The organism is Streptomyces sp. CB01881, from assembly GCF_002953255.1.
Classification (GTDB): Bacteria; Actinomycetota; Actinomycetes; order Streptomycetales; family Streptomycetaceae; genus Kitasatospora.
On the sequence record NZ_CP026498.1, the window covers coordinates 5240720 to 5258592 of the forward strand.

A 17873-nucleotide genomic window follows, 5' to 3' on the forward strand; every position below is an offset into this window, starting at 1 on the left:
CACACCCGCGTTGAGCGGCACGGCAACCACCGGAATAGGGCGGCCCCGCGCACTGCGTCCTCGCTGTGTTATTTCAAAAGGAATCTCCAACCCCAGAAGAATCTGAGGCCGGGGATGTCAACATATCTGGCGTTGACTTTTGGCACGCTGTTGAGTTCTCAAGGAACGGACACTTCCTTCGGACCGCCTTCCAGCGGGCCCTCCGGGCGCTTCGTTCTTTCGTGTTCCCAGCTTATCAGATGTTTTCCGCTCCGTTTCCGGCGCTTCGTTCATCCAACTCGCTGGTGTCTTCTGCGGCTTGACGCCCCGTCCGACGTTCCAAACTCTAGCCCATCACCGCTCCGAGAAGCGAATCCGGCCGCAATCCATATAAACGGACACGCCGAATAAGACCCGAGCCACGCCGCCGAAAAAGGCAAAGCACGACCCAGCCCGAACCGGGAAGTGGTGTTTCCAGGGATTGGCCGCTCCGGGACCGTCCGCGCCGATGCGTGTCCGGTGCTCCCTGCCGAGCGACTAGGGAACACTACGCCAACCAACGAGCCGGCGCAAACGGTCCCACCGGCGCCCGGAACGCCCTCGCGCACTCACCGACGGCGTGCGAAAAGGCCGCCGGCCGGACCCCGGGGAGAGGGGTCCGGCCGGCGGCCGGGCGGGGTGGGGTTCAGCTGTTGGTGGGGAAGCCGAGGTTGATGCCGCCGTGCGAGGGGTCGAGCCAGCGCTGGGTGACGGCCTTGCCCCGGGTGAAGAACTGCACTCCGTCCGGGCCGTACGCGTGGGTGTCGCCGAACAGGGAGGCCTTCCAGCCGCCGAAGGAGTAGTAGGCGACCGGCACCGGGATCGGCACGTTGATCCCGACCATGCCGACCTCCACCTCGTACTGGAAGCGCCGGGCCGCGCCGCCGTCGTTGGTGAAGATGGCGGTGCCGTTGCCGTACGGGTTGGCGTTGATGAGGGCGACGCCCTCCTCGTACGAGGCGACGCGCACGACGGAGAGCACCGGACCGAAGATCTCGTCGTTGTAGACGGACATGCCGGGCTTCACGTGGTCGAACAGCGTGGGGCCGAGCCAGAAGCCGTCCGCCGTCGGGGCGCCGTTCTTGTCCTCGGCGGTGATCGCGTGCTTGCGGCCGTCGACGGAGAGCTCCGCGCCGTCCGCGACACCGGACTCCACGTAGGAGGTGACCTTGTCCCGGTGCTGGCCGGTGACCAGCGGGCCCATCTCGGAGTCGCCGTTGCAGCCGGGGCCGACCTTCAGCTTGGCCATCCGCTGCTTGATCTTCTCGACCAGCTCGTCGCCGATCGGGTCGACGGCGACCAGCACCGAGACGGCCATGCAACGCTCGCCGGCCGCGCCGAAGCCGGCGTTGATGGCGGCGTCGGCGCTGAGGTCGAGGTCGGCGTCGGGCAGCACCAGCATGTGGTTCTTGGCGCCGCCGAGCGCCTGCACGCGCTTGCCGTAGCGGGTACCGGTCTCGTAGACGTAGCGGGCGATCGGGGTGGAGCCGACGAAGCTGACCGACTTGATGTCGGGGTGCTCCAGCAGGCGGTCGACGGCGACCTTGTCACCGTGCACGACGTTGAAGACGCCGTCCGGCAGCCCGGCCTCCTTCCACAGCTCGGCGAGGAAGTTGGCTGCCGACGGGTCCTTCTCGGAGGGCTTCACCACGACGGTGTTGCCGGCCGCGATGGCGATCGGGAAGAACCACATCGGCACCATGGCCGGGAAGTTGAACGGCGAGATGATCGCGACCGGGCCGAGCGGCTGGCGGATCGAGTAGACGTCGACGCCGGTCGAGGCCTGCTCGGTGAAGCCGCCCTTGATCAGCTGCGGAATGCCGCAGGCGTACTCGACGACCTCCAGGCCGCGGGCGATCTCGCCGAGCGCGTCGGAGTGCACCTTGCCGTGCTCGGAGACGATGATCGCGGCCAGCTCGTCCCGGCGGGCGTTGAGCAGCTCGCGGAAGCTGAAGAGGACCGTGCTGCGCTTGGCCACCGAGGCGTTGCGCCACTGCGTGAAGGCCGACGCCGCGGCGGCCACCGCCTGGTCGACCTCGGCGATCTCCGCGAAGTCGACGTGGCCCGCGACCTGGCCGGTGGCCGGGTCGAAGATGTCACCGCGACGGGGAGCGGTGCCGGCGGTGGCGACCGGCTCGCCGCCGATCCAGTGGATGATGTGCTTGCTCAAGTCCCTCTGCCTCCGAAGTCCCGGGCGGCGTCCTGCCGTAGTCCCTTGTGTGGCGCCGCCCGCGAGTGGGCCGGGCGACGGGATCACGGGGCTACCGCGCTCACCACCCAGTCTGGTGGCCGCCGTGCCCGGCCTCAACGAACAGGCTGACGGGCATCGGGGATTCAGCCTTACAGGTCGTAGGCCGGCTGGGCCGAACGGGCGAGGCTCAGCCCTCCTCGGGCTCCGGGGACTCCTCCTCGACGTCCTCCAGGTACGGGTCGTGGAGCCCGTCCGGGGCATCCCGGGTCTCCAGCAGGTCCAGCCGGAGGTCCTGCGCCCAGGCCAGTGCCCACCGCTTCAGCCCGTCGACCGCGCCTCCCGCGACTCCCCCGGCCCGGAACCGTCCGTCGGCCGCGTCGGCCAGTGTCTCCAGCCGGTCGGCGAGAACGGCGGGCTGGAAGTCGGTGTCCAGCGCGCCCGCCAGTGCGAGCAGCTCGCCCTCCCGGTACCAGGCGGTCAGCACGTGGACGTCGACCAGGTCGCGGGGAAGGCCGCGGTCGGCGAGCAGCACGGTGGCCAGCGCGGCCGCGTCCTCCAGGGCGACGGCGGTCATCGGCAGCGGCGCCTCCGGTTCGCCGAGGTCCAGGCGGACCGGGCGGTGGCCCAGCGGCTCCTTGCGCAGCTCCACCGTGTGCGTCCGCCCGCCGAGGGTCAGCCGGACGGCGAGCTGCTCCAGGCGCGGCGTGCCCGGGCGTTCGGCCACCCCGCCGCCGGCCGCCCGGTAGGCGGCGGTCAGCTCGGCGGCGGCCTGTGGCAGGTCGGTGCCGCCGCTGGTCACCAGGGTGAGCCCGTCCTGCGGGCAGGCCGGCACCCCGTGCGCGCGCAGCGCGTGCCCTCCGGCGAGGGCGAGCCCGAGCCGGTCGCAGACGGGCCGGGCCAGCTCGGCGAGCCGCTGCTGGGCCGGCCCCGGGCGGAGGGACGCGTCGAGGGCGTCCGGGGCGGTGGTCACGCTTCCAGTCTGACGCGGCCGCCCGTCCTGCGCGCCCACGCGCCGTCGGCCCCCGCCCGGACCGACAAGCCCCGGACCGAGCACCCCCGGACCGACCAGTACGAGCCCTTCCGAAGCCGGCCGCCCGGACCGACAGCCCCGGACCGGGGCGGAGTCACCAGTCGGTCAGCCGGGCGGCGGCCTCGTGCAGGGCGAGCTCCAGCAGGACCGGGTCGTTGAGCCGCCCGGAGCCGTCGGGCGGGACGAGCCAGCGCACGCCCCGGCTGCACCGTCCGGGGTGCGGGACGACGATCCAGGTGCCGTCGCCCGCGGTGCTCACCCCGGTGCCGACCCAGCGGGCGGCCGTCCCGACCGGGACGAGGAAGCCGACGCTCTCCCCGCCGAAGTCGGTGAGGACCGGCCCGCGGGAACGGGCGTCCAGGATGTCGAGGACGGGACGGCCGAGCCGGCCCGGCACCGACAGGACGTCCCAGCGCCGGCCGGCGGGCAGCAGCATCAGGCCCAGCCCGGTGCGTTCCCACTGTTCCCGGCAGGACTCCGGGTCCGGTGCCGCCTCGGCGAGCCAGTGCAGTCCGGTGCTCTCCATGTCCCGTCCCCGTCTCTCGGCGTTGTCGCCGGTCGTGGCGCGACGGGAAACCCGAGACCCGCCGTCACCAACGAGAGGCGGACGGCGGGTCTCTCTTACACCGGTACCGGATCACGTGATCCGAACGGGCTCAGCTGTCGAAGCCCAGCCCCATCCGGTCGAGGGTGCGCAGCCAGAGGTTGCGCCGGCCGCCGGTGCGGTCGGCCTGCTGGAGCGAGCGGGTGGTGATCTCGATCCCGGCCCACCGGACCGGCTCGGGCGGGAACGGCAGCGGCTTGCTGCGCACCATCTCCAGTGAGGTGCGCTCGGTCCGGGCGCCGTCCAGCAGGTCGAGCATCACCTCGGCGCCGAACCGGGTGGCGCCGACGCCGAGCCCGGTGTACCCGGCCGCGTAGGCGACCCGGCCGCGGTAGGCGGTGTCGAAGAAGGCGGAGAACCGGCTGCAGGTGTCGATCGCGCCGCCCCAGGCGTGGGTGAAGCGCAGCCCCTCCAGCTGCGGGAAGCAGCGGAAGAAGTTGTGCGCCAGGGTGCGGAACGTCTCCGGCCGCTGGTCGTACTCGTTCCGGACGTGCCCGCCGTAGTGGTAGACCGCGTCGTAGCCGCCCCAGAGGATGCGGTTGTCGGCGGAGAGCCGGAAGTAGTGGAACTTGTTCGCGCTGTCGCTGAGCCCCTGGCGGCCCTTCCAGCCGACGGCTGCGAGTTGCTCCGCGCTGAGCGGCTCGGTCATCAGCGCGTAGTCGTAGACCGGGACGACGAACGGGCGGACCCGCTTGACCAGCGACGGGAAGGCGTTGGTGCCGAGCGCGACCCGGCGGGCGAAGACCCGCCCGTACGGGGTGCGGACGGCCATGCCGCTGCCGTGCTCGCGCAGGTCGGTGGCCCGGGTGTGCTCGAAGATCCGTACGCCCTGGGCCTCGCAGGCGGCCTTGAGGCCCCAGGCCAGCTTGGCGGGGTGGACCATCGCCACGCCCTCCTTGTCCCAGATCCCGCCGAGGAAGGTCGGCGAGTCGACCTGGGCGCGCAGCTCGTCGCGGTCGAGCACGGTGACGTCGAGGCCGTACTCGGCGACGGCCTCGGCGACCTCGTGCAGCTCTTCGAGCTGGTGGGGCTGGGTGGCGATGTCGATCTCGCCGGTGCGCTCCCACTCGGCGTCGATGCCGTAGCGCTTGAGGGTGTCCTCGATGCCGTCCAGGTTGGCGGCACCGAGGCGTTCCAGCTGCCCGAGTTCGGCGGGCCATCGCTGCAGGCCGTTGCCGAAGCCGTGGGTCAGGCTGGCCGCGCAGAATCCGCCGTTGCGCCCAGACGCGGCCCACCCCACTTCCTTGCCCTCGACCAGGACGACGTCCAGCGAGGGGTCGCGCTCCTTGGCGATCAGCGCGGTCCAGAGGCCGGAGTAGCCGCCGCCGACGACCAGCAGGTCGCAGTGGGCGTCGCCGACGAGGGCGGGCAGTGCCTCCGGCCTGCCCGGGTCCTCCAGCCAGAAGGGGGTGGGCCTGGCGTCACTGAGTGCGCGGGCGGAGTCCATGCATTATCAGCCACTTTCTGCACATTGATGATGGTTGTGGGCCCCTGCCGACGGTGTGCCGGCAGGCGGCCCGGGCGGTCAGGCGGTGGCCTTCCGGCGGTTGCCGAGCCACTGGCCGGCGACGGTGAGCGCGACGGCGGCGACGAACATCGCGGTGCCGATGACGTTCACCTGCACCGGGATGCCGCGCTGCGAGGCGCCCCAGACGAACATCGGGAAGGTGACCGTGGTCGGCCCCGAGTTGAACTGGGTGATGATGAAGTCGTCGAAGGAGAGCGCGAAGCTGAGCAGCGCGCCGGCGGCGATGCCGGGGGCGGCGAGCGGCAGGGTGACCCGCAGGAAGGTCTGGACGGGGGTGGCGTAGAGGTCCTGGGCGGCCTGTTCGAGCCTCGGGTCCATGCTCATCACACGCGCCTTGACCGCCGTCACGACGAAGCTCAGGCAGAACATGATGTGCGCGATCAGGATGGTCGTGAAGCCGAACGGGATGCGCATGTTGAGGAAGAGCGTGCCCAGCGAGGCGGCCATCACCACCTCGGGCATGGCCATCGGCAGGAAGATCATCGCGGTGGTGGCCGAGCGGCCGCGGAAGCGGTAGCGGGCCAGCGCGAAGGCGACCATGGTGCCGAGGACGGTGGCGCCGATGGTGGCGAGCACCGCGACCTGGAGGCTCAGCGAGAGCGACTGGCACATGTCGGCGACGCCGCAGGGGTTGGTCCAGGCGTCGGTGGAGAACTCGGACCACTCGTAGTTGAACTTGCCGACCGGCTTGTTGAACGAGAAGGCGAGCACCACCAGGTTGGGCAGCACCAGGTAGGCCAGGGCGAGCAGGCCCGCGAGCACCACCAGGTGGGCGCGGATCCATGTGAACACTCGGGACATCAGACCAGTTCCTCCGTCCCGGCCTTGCGCATGTAGACCGTCACCATGCCCAGGATCAGGGCCATCAGGATGAAGCTCAGCGCGGCCGCCGTGGGGTAGTCGAGCACGTTCAGGAACTGCTTCTGGATGCCGTTGCCGACCATCTGCTCGCTCGGCGAGCCCAGCAGCTGGGCGTTGATGTAGTCGCCGGACGCCGGGATGAAGGTGAGCAGCGTGCCCGCGACGACACCCGGCAGCGAGATCGGGAAGGTCACCTTGCGGAAGGTGGTGAACGGGCGGGCGTAGAGGTCACCGGCCGCCTCGTGCAGGCGCGGGTCGATCCGCTCCAGCGAGGTGTACAGCGGCAGGATCATGAACGGCAGGAAGTTGTAGGTGAGGCCGCAGACCACGGCGAGCGGCGTGGCGAGCACCCGGTCGCCGGAGGTGAGGCCGATCGCGCTGGTGAGGTCCAGGACGTGCAGCGCGTTGAGCGCGCCGACCACGGGGCCGCCGTCCGAGAGGATCGTCTTCCAGGCCAGCGTGCGGATCAGGAAGCTGGTGAAGAAGGGCGCGATCACCAGGATCAGGATGACGTTGCGCCAGCGCTTGCTCGCCTTGAAGGCGATCGTGTACGCGAGCGGGTAGCCGATGGCCAGGCACATCACGGTCGCGGTGGCGGCGTAGCTGAACGAGCGGACGAAGTGCCAGCGGTACTCGACCAGGGCGTCCCAGTAGGTGGCGAAGTGCCAGGTGACGCGGAAGCCGTCCTCCAGCGAGCCGGTCTGCAGCGAGGTGGAGCCCTGGTAGACCATCGGCACGGCGAAGAAGACGACCAGCCAGGCGATGCCGGGCAGCAGCAGCCAGTACGGGGTGAGCTTGCGCTTCGGCCTGGGGGCGGCGTCGGGCAGGGGGCTGCCGTCGGGGGGTATGGCCTGCGGCGGTGCCGCCGGGGTGGTGGTGGTCATGCCGCCTCCTCCCCGGTGCCCGCGTCGATCGCCTGCGCGGCGTCCAGGGCGAAGGAGTGGGCCGGGTTCCAGTGCAGGACGACCGGTGCGCCGGGGACGATCCGGGCGTCGCGCTCCATGTTCTGCTCGAAGACGGTGACCTCCTGGCCTCCGTCGGTGCGCACCAGGTACTGGGTGGAGACGCCGATGAAGCTGGAGTCGGCCACGGTACCGGTCAGCCGGTTGCGGCCCTCGGCGACCTCGGCGGAGACGTGCTCGATGGTGATCTTCTCCGGGCGGACCCCGAGGTGGACCTTCTTCGTGTCGGTGGCGCAGCGGGCCTTCGGGACGGCGAGCCGGATGCCGCCGCAGGTGAGCAGCAGGTCGTCGCCCTCGCCGCCGGTGACCTCGGCGGGCAGCAGGTTGGACTGGCCGAGGAAGTTGGCCACGAAGGTGGTGGCGGGGTTCTCGTAGAGGTCGGCGGGCGCGCCGAGCTGTTCGACCCGGCCGCCGTTCATCACCGCGATGGTGTCGGCCATGGTCATGGCCTCCTCCTGGTCGTGGGTGACGTGGACGAAGGTGATGCCGACCTCGGTCTGGATCCGCTTGAGCTCCAGCTGCATCTGGCGGCGGAGCTTGAGGTCGAGGGCGCCGAGCGGCTCGTCGAGGAGCAGCACCTGCGGGTGGTTGATCAGTGCCCGGGCGACGGCGACGCGCTGCTGCTGGCCGCCGGAGAGCTGGTGCGGCTTGCGCCGGGCGTACTGGCCGAGCTCGACCAGCTCCAGCATCTCGTCGACCTGCTTCTTGACGTCCTTCTTGCCGCGCCGGCGCAGGCCGAAGGCGACGTTCTCGAAGATGTCGAGGTGCGGGAAGAGCGCGTAGCTCTGGAAGACGGTGTTCACCGGCCGCTTGTACGGGGGCAGGGCGGTCACGTCCTGGCCGCCGATCAGGACGGTGCCGCTGGTGGGCTCCTCCAGTCCGGCGATCATGCGCAGGGTGGTGGTCTTGCCGCAGCCGGAGGCGCCGAGCAGGGCGAAGAAGGAGCCCTGCGGGACGGTCAGGTCGAGCGGGTGGACCGCGGTGAAGGAGCCGTAGGTCTTGCCGATGCCGGTGAGGCGGACGTCGCCGCCGGTGGCCGCGGAGCGCTGCTGCTCTGTCATGGGTGGTGTCTCTCTGGTTCTCTGCCGTCAGTGGGGGTCAGGCGCCGATGAGCTTGGAGAACTTCTCCTCGAAGCTGCTCTCCTCGGTCTCGGTGAGGGTCCGGAAGACGTGCGCCTTGGCCGCCATCTCGGGGGTGGGGACGACCAGCGGGTTGGCCGCGCTGTCCGGGGCGAGGGTGGCCAGCTCCTCCTTCATCCCGGTGACGGCGGAGACGAAGCCGATGCCCGCGACCAGCTGCGCCGCGATCTCCGGCTGATAGTAGAAGTCGATCAGCTTCTCGGCGTTGGTCTTGTGCTGCGCCTTGGCCGGGACCAGCATGTTGTCCGTCGACGTGACGAAGCCCTTCTCGGGTATGACGAACTCGATGTCCGGGTTGTCGGCGCGCAGTTGGATGAGGTCGCCGCCCCAGGCGACGCAGGCCGCGATGTCGCCGGAGGAGAGCTCCTGGCCGTAGTCGTTGCCGGTGAAGCGGCGGATCTGCTTGCTGTCCACCGCTTTCTGGAGCCGGGCGATCGCCGCGTCGTAGTCGTCGGCGGTGAACTTCGCCGGGTTCTTGCCCATGTCGAGCAGGGTCATCCCGATGCTGTCGCGCATCTCGGAGAGGAAGGTGACCCGGCCCTTGAGGTCCGGGTCGTCCAGCAGCTGCGCGATGCTGGTGACCTCCTTCCCCTTGGTGGCCTTCTTGTTGTAGGCGACCACCGTCTGGATGCCGGCCCACGGGTAGCTGTAGAGCCGGCCCGGGTCCCAGTCGGGGGCGCGGAAGCGGGACTCGACGTTGGTGATGGCGGTGGTGACGTTGGCCGGGTTGAGCTTCTGCGCCCAGCCGAGGCGGATCAGCCGGGCGGCCATCCAGTCGGTGAGCACCACCAGGTCGCGGCCGGTGTCCTGGCCGGCGGCGAGCTGCGGCTTGACCTTGCCGAAGAACTCGACGTTGTCGTTGACGTCCTCGGTGTACCTGACCTTGATCCCGGAGGCGGCGGTGAAGGCGTCCAGCGTGCCGTGCTTCTCCTTGTCCTTCTCGTCGGTGTCGACGTAGAGCGGCCAGTTGGAGAAGTTCACCTCCTTCTCGCTGTCCGAGAGGTCCTTGGCGGCGTTCGCCGTGGAGTCGCCGGTGCCGGCGGTCCTGGCGGCCGGGATGCCGCAGGCGGCCAGGCTGCCCGCACCGGCGGTGAGGGCGGCGGCGCGCAGCAGGGTACGCCGGCTGAGGGCGGCCCGGCCGCCGGTCAGGCTGCGTTCCCAGGCCTTGCGGACCGGTTCCGACAGGCCGTCGGTGAGCTCGTTGAACGCCATGGAACGGGCCTCCTGGGGAGAGAGGGGGTGTGGGGGCCACCCGGGCCGGTTATCTGTCTCCGAAGACGGTGCGGTGCCAGTCCTTGCGGGCGACCGCGGTGGTGTCGAACATGACGTGCTTGACCTGGGTGTACTCGTCCAGCGAGTACTGCGACATGTCCTTGCCGTAGCCGGAGGACTTGTAGCCGCCGTGTGGCATCTCGCTGATGATCGGGATGTGGTCGTTCACCCAGACGCAGCCGGCCGCGATCTCCCGGGTGGCCCGCAGCGAGCGGTGGACGTTGCTCGTCCAGGCCGAGGCGGCCAGGCCGTACGGGGTGTCGTTGGCCAGCCGCAGGCCCTCGTCGTCGCCGTCGAAGGGCAGCACGACGAGGACGGGGCCGAAGATCTCGCCCTGGACGATCTCGCTGTCCTGGGCGGCGCCGGTGACCAGGGTGGGGGCGTAGTAGGCGCCGCGGGTGAGGTCGCTGCCGTCGTGGCCCTTCTCGGGGGAGCGGCCGCCGGTGACCACGGTCGCGTAGGAGCGGGCGCGCTCGACGAAGCCGGCCACCCGGTCGCGGTGGGTGTGGGAGACCAGCGGGCCCAGGTCGGTCTGCGGGTTCAGCGGGTCGCCGAGCCGGACCGCGCCGTACAGCTCGGCGACGCCGGCCACGAAGGCGTCGTAGAGCGGCCGCTGCACGTAGGCGCGGGTGGCGGCGGTGCAGTCCTGTCCGCCGTTGATCAGCGAGGCGGCGACCGCTCCGTGCACGGCGGCCTCCAGGTCCGCGTCGTCGAAGACCACGAACGGGGCCTTGCCGCCGAGCTCCAGATGGGTGCGCTTGACGCTCGCGGTGGCGAGTTCGGCGACGCGCCTGCCGACGGGGGTGGAGCCGGTGAAGGACACCATCGCGACGTCCGGGTGGGAGACCAGGTGCTCGCCCGCGGTGCGCCCGGCACCGGTGACGACGTTGACCACGCCGTCCGGGATGCCGGCCCGGGTGCAGGCCCTGGCGAACATCAGCGAGGTCAGCGGGGTCAGTTCGGCCGGCTTGAGGACGATGGTGTTGCCCGCGGCGATCGCCGGGAGGATCTTCCAGGCGGCCATCTGCAGCGGGTAGTTCCACGGCGAGATCGAGCCGACCACGCCGACCGGCTCGCGCCGCACGTACGAGGTGTGGTCGCCGGAGTACTCGCCGGCCGCCTTGCCCTCCAGGTTGCGGGCGGCCCCGGCGAAGAACGCCGTGTTGTCGATGGTCCCGGGGACGTCGAACTCGGTGGCCAGCTTGACCGGCTTGCCGGTCTGCGCGGTCTCCACCGCGGCGAGGTCGGCGGCGGCGTCGGTGAGGACGGCGGCCAGCCGGGTCAGCGCCTCGGAGCGGGCGCCCGGGGTGGCGCCGGCCCACTCGGGCAGCGCCGCCCGGGCGGCCGCCACCGCGGCGTCGACCTGCCCGGTGGAGGCCAGGGAGATCTGCTCGACCACGCTGCCGTCGGCGGGGTTGACGACCTGGAAGGGCTCGCCGCTGCCCCGGCTCTGCCGGCCCGCGATGTACTGCGCGCCCGCACCGAAGTCGGTCAGGTCCATCTGGTTCCTCCAAGTGCCCGGTGGTTCGGCGGCCCGCGGTTCGAACGCCGTACGGCCTGCCGATCGGCTGGTCCCCGTCATGCTGCCCGTGCCGGCGGGCACAGGGCCCGTACCGGCGTCGGTACGACTGGTCGAGTCGCCGCTCTGCGGTACGGGGGGAATCCGGTCCGGTTGATCACCGGGATGCGCGATCCTGACAGCCCCGCGTTACCCCGACAAGGGATTCCGCTGTTGCTTTCTGGTTACGCAACGGATTCCGCCGGGATGTTCGTTTTCCGCCACAGCCGACCCGCTGACCATGCCCGTTGGCGCCCGCGCGTGACAAGGGTCACTCCGGCAACCTCAGCGCAAAGGGCCTTACAGGGTGGAAGGGTTCGGGGAGGGCAACAGGTCGTCGCCACGATGGATGATTTACCTGACACTCTGAACCCTGGAGGCCCCGCGATGCTCCCCACCGTCGCCCGCGTGCTCGACCTGGAGGTGATGCGGCGCGGCCTGCCCCAGGTCGTCGCCGGCGCCGCCCACCTGGAGCGCCCGGTCCGCTGGGTCCACGTCAGCGAACTGCCCGACGTCGCCGGTGTCCTGCAGGGCGGCGAGCTGGTGCTGACCACCGGCATCGCGCTGCCCGAGGACCGCGAGGGCCTGGCCCGCTACGTGCGCGAGCTCGACGAGGTCGGGGTGGCCGGGCTGGTCATCGAGTTCGGCCGGCGCTACTTCGACTCGCTGCCGCGCGCCCTGGTGCACGCCGCCGAGCAGCGCGGACTGCCGCTGATCGCGCTCCGTCGGGAGCTGCGCTTCGTCGCCGTCACCGAGGCCGTGCACGCCCTGGTGGTCAACGCCCAGCTGGAGCAGCTGCGCACGTCGGAGGCGGTCCACCAGGTCTTCAACGAGCTGGTGGTGGAGGGGGCCGAACCGGCCGAGGTGGTCCGCCAGGTGGCCCGGATGGCGGGCGGGCCCGTCGTCCTGGAGAACCTCGCCCACCAGGTCCTCGCGCACGACTCCGCCGGACGGCCCGAGACCGAGCTGCTGGAGGACTGGGAGCGCCGCTCCCGCGGGGTCCGCCCGGCCGGGCGGACCGGCCACGACCCGCGCAGCGGCTGGCTGGTGACCACCGTCGGCGCCCGCGGCCAGGACTGGGGCCGGCTCGTCCTGGTCCAGGACCCGGGGCCGCTGCCGGAGGGCGGCACGCACCCGCACACCATGCTGCTGGAACGCGGCGCCTCCGCGCTGGCGCTCAACCGGCTGGTGGTCCGCGACCGGGAGAGCCTGGAGCGGCAGACCCACCGCACCCTGCTCTCCGGCATCCTCACCCACGCGCTGACCGTCTCCGAGGTGGCCCTGCGCGCCCAGGCGCTCGGCGTGCCGCTGGAGGGCCGGCGGCTGGTCGGCGTGGTGCTGCGGCAGCGCCGCGGGCCGATCCCGGCCGCCCTGGAGGCCCAGGCCCGCCTGCGCGACTTCACCGAGCTGGCGGCGAGCGCCGTCCGCGTCTGCCGGCTCTCCGCCCTGGTCGGCGCGCTGGACGACGAGGGCGTGGGCGTCCTGATCGCGCTCGGCACCCAGCAGGACGAGCACGCCGCGCTGGACGCCTTCGCGGCGGCGCTGCGCCGGCTGACCGCGGAGGCCCACCGGGACACCGCCCCCGTGCCGGCCCCGGTGGTCGCGGTCGGTTCCTCGGTCGGCTCGGTCCGCGACGCCCGGCGCACCCTGCTGGAGGCCACCCAGGTCGCCGACGCCGCCCTGCACGACGCACCCGGCGGACGGGCCGCCGCCTACTACCGGCTGCCCGACGTCCGGCTGCGCGGCCTGCTGCACCTGCTGCGCGACGACGCCCGGCTGCAGACCTACGTGGAGCGCGAGCTGGGCCCGCTGCTCGCCTACGACGCCGAGCACAACGCCCAGCTGGTGCAGATGCTGCGGATCTACCTGGAGCAGGGCCGGAACAAGTCCGCGGCGGCCGACGCCGCGCACCTGTCCCGGCCGTCCTTCTACGACCGGCTGCACAAGGTCGAACGGATCCTCGGCGTCGACCTCGACCAGGTGGAGTCCTGCCTCTCCCTGCACGTGGCGCTGCTCGCGCTGGACGCCGTGCGCAGGTAGCCCTCAGACCCCGGTGATGCGGCCCCACACCTTGTGCAGGCCCGGCCGCTCGGCCGAGGTGACGTCGCGCATGGTGTGCAGCCGGGCCCGCATCTCCTCGGTCGGGAAGACCAGCGGGTGCTCCGCCAGCTCGGCCTTCTCCTTGTCCCCGCTGGCCGCCAGCACCTCGCGGGCGGCCGGCACCGGGCAGATGTACTGCACGGCGGCGGCCAGTTCGGCGGCCACCTCGGGCTGGTAGTAGTGGTCGATCAGCAGCTCGGCGTTGCGCTTGTGCCCCGCCCGGTTCGGGATGAGCAGGCTCTCCGCCCAGAGCTCCCCGCCCTCCTCCGGCACCACGAACGCGATGTCCGGGTTCTCGGCGGTGAGCTGGACGGCGTCGCCGGAGTACGCCTGGCAGGCCAGCGCGGCGCCGGAGGCCAGGTCGCTGGTGTAGTCGTTGCCGGTGAACCGACGGACGTGCCGGGCGTCGACCATCTTCTGCACCAGGTCCATCGCCCGGTGCGCGTCGTCCTCGGTGAAGGCCGCGAGGTCGGCGCCGTGCGCCAGCATCAGCAGGCCGAGCGCCTCGTCCAGCCCGGCGAACAGGGTGACCCGGCCCTTGAGGTCGGGCGCCCACAGGTCGGCGGTGGACCGGATCTCCCGGCCGAGCTCCTTGCGGTTGTAGGCGATGCCGGTGATCCCGGACTGCCACGGCACGCTGCGCCGCCGCCCGGGGTCGAACGCCGGGTCGGCCAGCTGCGGGTCCAGCTGGGCGGTGACGTTGGGCAGGTTGGCCCGGTCCATGGTCTGCACCCAGCCGAGCGAGACGTACCGCCCGGCCATCCAGTCGCTGACCACCATGAGGTCGCGGCCGGGGTCGGTGCCCTGGGTGAGCACCGGGCCGATCTTGCCGAAGAACTCGTCGTTGTCGTTGATGTCCTCGGTGTAGGTGACCTGGATCCCGGTCCGCTCGGTGAACGCGTCGAGGGTCGGGCGCCCGCCCTCGTCGTCGGTGTCGATGTACTGCGTCCAGTTGGAGAAGGCCAGCCGCTGCTCGCGCTCGGAGCGGTCCGGGGCCGAGCGGCGGTCCTCGGCGACGTACGCGGACGGAATGCCGCAGCCGGTCAGGCTTCCGAGACCGAGCAGCCCGGCGGTGCCGAGCACGCTGCGGCGGGTCGGCCGGCGCCGGCCGGCCGGGCGGCGGGTGAGGGTGGTGCTGGACATGGTGGGGCCTCCGGAGCATGGGACGGCCCCGGGCGCACGGGCGACCCGGGGCCTTCCGTCGGTACGTCAGACAGTGTGTGCGTCGGTGAGCGACAGCACCTCGTCGAGCACCGCGAGCCCGGCCTTGGCCTCCTCCTCGGTGACCGTGCACGCCGGGACGACGTGGAACCGGTTCATGTTGACGAACGGCCAGAGCCCGCGCTGCTTGCAGGCGGCGGCCAGCTCGGCCATCGGCGCGTTGGCGGCGCCGGCCGCGTTGTACGGCACCAGCGGCTCGCGGGTGGTGCGGTCCTTGACCAGGTCCAGCGCCCAGAACACGCCGAGGCCGCGCACCTCGCCGATCGAGGGGTGGCGCTCGGCCAGCTCGCGCAGGCCGGGGCCGAGCACGTTCTCGCCGATGTGCTTCGCGTTCTCGACGATGCCCTCCTCCTCCATCACGTTGATGGTGGCGACGGCCGAGGCGCAGGCCAGCGGGTGGCCGGAGTAGGTGAGTCCGCCGGGGAACGGCCGCTCGGCGAAGGTGGCGGCGATCTCGGCGCTGATCGCCACACCGCCCAGCGGGACGTAACCCGAGTTGACGCCCTTGGCGAAGGTCATCAGGTCCGGCGTGACGCCCCAGTGATCGGCGGCGAACCAGGCGCCGGTGCGGCCGAACCCGGCCATCACCTCGTCCAGGATGAAGACGATCCCGTACCGGTCGCAGATCTCCCGCACCCCGGCCAGGTAGCCCTGCGGCGGGACCAGGATGCCGGCGGTGCCGACCACGGTCTCCAGGATGATCGCCGCGACGGTGCCCGGACCCTCGAAGGCGATCACCTCCTCCAGGTGCTTCAGCGCGCGCTCGCACTCCTGCGCCTCGTTCTCGGCGTGGAAGTGGGAGCGGTAGGCGTACGGGCCCCAGAAGTGGACCACGCCGGAGACCCCGGTCTCGCTGGCCCAGCGGCGCGGGTCGCCGGTGAGGGCGATCGCGTTGGCGGTGGCGCCGTGGTAGGAGCGGTAGGCCGACATGACCTTCTGCCGGCCGGTGTGCAGCCGGGCCAGCCGGATCGCGTTCTCGACGGCCTCGGCCCCGCCGTTGGTGAAGAAGATCTTGTCCAGGTCGCCGGGGGTGCGCTCGGCGATCAGCCGGGCCGCCTCGCTGCGGGACTCGACGGCGAAGCCGGGCGCGATCGTGCAGAGCTTCGCGGCCTGCTCCTGGATCGCCGCGACCACCTTCGGGTGCTGGTGCCCGATGTTGGTGTTCACGAGTTGCGAGGAGAAGTCCAGGTAGCGGTTGCCCTCGTAGTCCCAGAAGTAGGAGCCCTCTGCGCCGGCCACCGCGAGGGGGTCGATCAGCGCCTGGGCGGACCACGAGTGGAAGACGTGCGCGCGGTCGGCGGCCTTGACGGCCTGGCCGGCAGCTGAGTCAGCGGTGGGGATGCTCATGCGGCAAGGCTAGGGAGTCCCGCCCGTGAAGTGCAGGTTCATCTTGTCAGGCGGTCACGCGATCGGCCGACAGGGTGACAAGGCACAGGGCCCGGGTCGAAACGACCCGGGCCCGTTGTCAGATCACACGATCATCCGTGCTTCAGACGCGATGTCAGATCGCGATGTCAGATCGCGGTCATGACGTGCTTCACGCGGGTGTAGTCCTCGAAGCCGTAGGAGGAGAGGTCCTTGCCGTAGCCGGACTTCTTGAAGCCACCGTGCGGCATCTCGGCGACCAGCGGGATGTGGGTGTTGATCCAGACGCAGCCGAAGTCCAGGCGGCGCGACATCCGCATGGCACGGGCGTGGTCCTTGGTCCACACCGAGGAGGCCAGCGCGTACTCCACACCGTTGGCGTAGCCGACGGCCTGGTCCTCGTCGGAGAACTTCTGCACGGTGATGACCGGGCCGAAGACCTCGTTCTGGATGATCTCGTCGTCCTGGTTCAGGCCGGAGACGACGGTCGGGGCGTAGAAGTAGCCCTTGTCGCCGACCCGGTGGCCACCGGCCTCGACCTTGGCGTGCTCGGGCAGGCGCTCGATGAAGCCGACGACCTGCTGCAGCTGGTTGGCGTTGTTCAGCGGGCCGTAGAGCACGTCCTCGTCGTCCACGCCACCGGTCTTGGTCTCGGCCGCGGCCTTGGCCAGCGCCTCGACGAAGGCGTCGTGGATCGACTCGTGCACCAGCACGCGGGTGGCGGCCGTACAGTCCTGGCCCGCGTTGAAGAAGCCGGCCACCGAGATACCCTCGACGGCCTCGGCGATGTCGGCGTCCTCGAAGACCACGACCGGGGCCTTGCCGCCCAGCTCCAGGTGGACGCGCTTGACGTCCTTGGAGGCGGACTCGGCGACCGAGATGCCGGCCCGCACCGAGCCGGTGATGGAGGCCATCGCCGGGGTGGGGTGCTCGACCATGGCCTTGCCGGTCTCGCGGTCACCGCAGATCACGTTGAAGACGCCGGCCGGCAGGTCCAGGTCCTTGAGCACGCCGCCGATGATCTCGGCGAGCAGCACGGTGGAGGCCGGGGTGGTGTCGGAGGGCTTGAGCACCACGGTGTTGCCGGCGGCGATGGCCGGGGCGAACTTCCAGACGGCCATCATCATCGGGTAGTTCCACGGCGCGACCTGGGCGCAGACGCCGACCGGCTCGCGGCGGATGATCGAGGTCATCCCGTCCATGTACTCACCGGCGGCCTTGCCCTCCAGCAGGCGGGCGGCGCCGGCGAAGAAGCGGATCTGGTCCACCATCGGGCCGATCTCCTCGGAGAGGGTCAGCGCGCGGGGCTTGCCGGTGTTGCGCACCTCGACGTCGACGATCTCGTCGGCGCGCGCCTCGACCGCGTCCGCGATCTTGAGGAGCAGCTTCTGCCGGGTGCTCGGGGTGGCGTCGCGCCAGACCGGGAAGGCCGCGGCGGCGGAGGCCATGGCGGCGTCGACGTCGGAGGCGCCGGACAGCGGGGACGTCGCGTAGACCTCGCCGGTGGTGGGGTCCACGATGTCGAGCGTGCGGCCGTCCGCCGCATCGACGAACTCACCGTTGATGTAGTTGCGCAGCGTGCGAAGGTCGCTCACGGGTCTCTCCTCGGTCTGGGCCTGCGGCGTTGCAGATTCCGGCGCCATGGTACGTCGGCGGGTCCGACGGACGAAGGGTGCCGAGTGGCCGGGCCGGTGGCGGCGCGGTCCACTGGTTGGGCGAACGCGCGCTGCGCTGCGAAGCCGCGCGCGTACCGGGCCAGGGTAGCCGCACGGCTGCGGTTATCGACAGGCCAACTCCGATCTCACGATGAAATCCGTATGCGTTCTCCAAGATCGCGACGAAATCAGCAGCATCCTCGCTTGCGAACGCAGAAACGATCAGGCACAGTTGCGGCGTGGCCAACCGCGACCGGAACGCCAGCGTTCCCCTCGACGCCGCCTCCAAGGCGATCATCGAGCAGCTCCAGGAGGACGGGCGCCGCCCGTACGCCGCCATCGGCAAGGCCGTGGGCCTGTCCGAGGCA

The 17873-nt window shown here is 71.2% G+C and carries 14 protein-coding genes; 2 read left to right on the top strand and 12 right to left on the bottom strand.

Translation table 11 applies throughout. The annotated features are described in order from the left end of the window. Positions 1-664 precede the first annotated feature (664 nt). From C2142_RS12695 to C2142_RS12735, 9 genes are all read right to left on the bottom strand, one after another. The gene (locus tag C2142_RS12695) at positions 665-2188 is read right to left on the bottom strand and encodes a CoA-acylating methylmalonate-semialdehyde dehydrogenase (protein ID WP_148642745.1); all 1524 of its coding nucleotides are present in this window, start codon (positions 2186-2188) and stop codon (positions 665-667) included. A gap of 208 nt (positions 2189-2396) precedes the next feature. Further along, a complete protein-coding gene (locus C2142_RS12700) occupies positions 2397-3179 on the bottom strand; it encodes a nucleotidyl transferase AbiEii/AbiGii toxin family protein (protein ID WP_148642746.1) in 783 nt (260 codons plus the stop codon). 154 nt (positions 3180-3333) lie between these two features. Beyond that, positions 3334-3765, bottom strand: coding sequence for a hypothetical protein (locus C2142_RS12705; RefSeq protein WP_148642747.1), 432 nt, complete (start codon positions 3763-3765; stop codon positions 3334-3336). Positions 3766-3895: 130 nt separating this feature from the next. Further along, positions 3896-5290: an FAD-dependent oxidoreductase gene (locus C2142_RS12710; protein ID WP_148642748.1), complete on the bottom strand. Its 1395-nt coding sequence runs from the start codon at positions 5288-5290 to the stop codon at positions 3896-3898. A gap of 78 nt (positions 5291-5368) precedes the next feature. Beyond that, positions 5369-6172: an ABC transporter permease gene (locus tag C2142_RS12715; RefSeq protein ID WP_148642749.1), complete on the bottom strand. Its 804-nt coding sequence runs from the start codon at positions 6170-6172 to the stop codon at positions 5369-5371. After that, positions 6172-7116: an ABC transporter permease gene (locus C2142_RS12720; RefSeq protein ID WP_148642750.1), complete on the bottom strand. Its 945-nt coding sequence runs from the start codon at positions 7114-7116 to the stop codon at positions 6172-6174. The genes C2142_RS12715 and C2142_RS12720 overlap by 1 nt, the downstream gene beginning before the upstream one ends. Then, complete coding sequence (locus C2142_RS12725) at positions 7113-8255, bottom strand: ABC transporter ATP-binding protein (RefSeq protein WP_148642751.1); 1143 nt, start codon at positions 8253-8255, stop codon at positions 7113-7115. The genes C2142_RS12720 and C2142_RS12725 overlap by 4 nt, the downstream gene beginning before the upstream one ends. Positions 8256-8292: 37 nt before the next feature. After that, complete coding sequence (locus C2142_RS12730; protein WP_148642752.1) at positions 8293-9546, bottom strand: spermidine/putrescine ABC transporter substrate-binding protein; 1254 nt, start codon at positions 9544-9546, stop codon at positions 8293-8295. A gap of 49 nt (positions 9547-9595) precedes the next feature. Then, positions 9596-11107, bottom strand: coding sequence for a gamma-aminobutyraldehyde dehydrogenase (locus C2142_RS12735; protein WP_148642753.1), 1512 nt, complete (start codon positions 11105-11107; stop codon positions 9596-9598). A 444-nt stretch (positions 11108-11551) separates the two neighbouring features. On the opposite strand from C2142_RS12735, the gene C2142_RS12740 reads away from it, so the two are divergent. Next, positions 11552-13204 carry a PucR family transcriptional regulator gene (locus tag C2142_RS12740; protein WP_148642754.1) on the top strand — a complete coding sequence of 551 codons (1653 nt, stop codon included), beginning with the start codon at positions 11552-11554 and terminating at the stop codon, positions 13202-13204. A gap of 3 nt (positions 13205-13207) precedes the next feature. On the opposite strand, the gene C2142_RS12745 is transcribed toward C2142_RS12740, so the two are convergent. From C2142_RS12745 to C2142_RS12755, 3 genes are all read right to left on the bottom strand, one after another. Next, positions 13208-14407, bottom strand: a complete 1200-nt coding sequence (locus C2142_RS12745) for a spermidine/putrescine ABC transporter substrate-binding protein (protein WP_148642755.1) — start codon at positions 14405-14407, stop codon at positions 13208-13210. Between the two features lie 66 nt (positions 14408-14473). Next, on the bottom strand, positions 14474-15832 hold the full coding sequence (locus C2142_RS12750; protein WP_148642756.1) for an aspartate aminotransferase family protein: 1359 nt from the start codon (positions 15830-15832) through the stop codon (positions 14474-14476). A gap of 167 nt (positions 15833-15999) precedes the next feature. Beyond that, entirely contained in the window at positions 16000-17493 is a 1494-nt protein-coding gene (locus tag C2142_RS12755) for a gamma-aminobutyraldehyde dehydrogenase (RefSeq protein ID WP_148642757.1), read from the bottom strand. Positions 17494-17744: 251 nt separating this feature from the next. Here C2142_RS12755 and C2142_RS39700 point away from each other — a divergent pair. Beyond that, positions 17745-17873, top strand: a 129-nt coding sequence (locus C2142_RS39700; protein WP_241003181.1) for an AsnC family transcriptional regulator, incomplete at its 3' end; no start/stop codon positions are given.

Excerpts from the sequence above, each read along its gene's own strand:
- C2142_RS12715 (WP_148642749.1), bottom strand. The coding sequence starts at position 6,172 with ATGTCCCGAGTGTTCACATGGATCCGCGCCCACCTGGTGGTGCTCGCG.
- C2142_RS12705 (WP_148642747.1), bottom strand. The coding sequence starts at position 3,765 with ATGGAGAGCACCGGACTGCACTGGCTCGCCGAGGCGGCACCGGACCCG.
- C2142_RS12740 (WP_148642754.1), top strand. The coding sequence starts at position 11,552 with ATGCTCCCCACCGTCGCCCGCGTGCTCGACCTGGAGGTGATGCGGCGC.
- C2142_RS12735 (WP_148642753.1), bottom strand. The coding sequence starts at position 11,107 with ATGGACCTGACCGACTTCGGTGCGGGCGCGCAGTACATCGCGGGCCGG.
- C2142_RS12730 (WP_148642752.1), bottom strand. The coding sequence starts at position 9,546 with ATGGCGTTCAACGAGCTCACCGACGGCCTGTCGGAACCGGTCCGCAAG.
- C2142_RS12725 (WP_148642751.1), bottom strand. The coding sequence starts at position 8,255 with ATGACAGAGCAGCAGCGCTCCGCGGCCACCGGCGGCGACGTCCGCCTC.
- C2142_RS12720 (WP_148642750.1), bottom strand. The coding sequence starts at position 7,116 with ATGACCACCACCACCCCGGCGGCACCGCCGCAGGCCATACCCCCCGAC.
- C2142_RS12745 (WP_148642755.1), bottom strand. The coding sequence starts at position 14,407 with ATGTCCAGCACCACCCTCACCCGCCGCCCGGCCGGCCGGCGCCGGCCG.
- C2142_RS12750 (WP_148642756.1), bottom strand. The coding sequence starts at position 15,832 with ATGAGCATCCCCACCGCTGACTCAGCTGCCGGCCAGGCCGTCAAGGCC.
- C2142_RS12710 (WP_148642748.1), bottom strand. The coding sequence starts at position 5,290 with ATGGACTCCGCCCGCGCACTCAGTGACGCCAGGCCCACCCCCTTCTGG.
- C2142_RS12755 (WP_148642757.1), bottom strand. The coding sequence starts at position 17,493 with ATGGCGCCGGAATCTGCAACGCCGCAGGCCCAGACCGAGGAGAGACCC.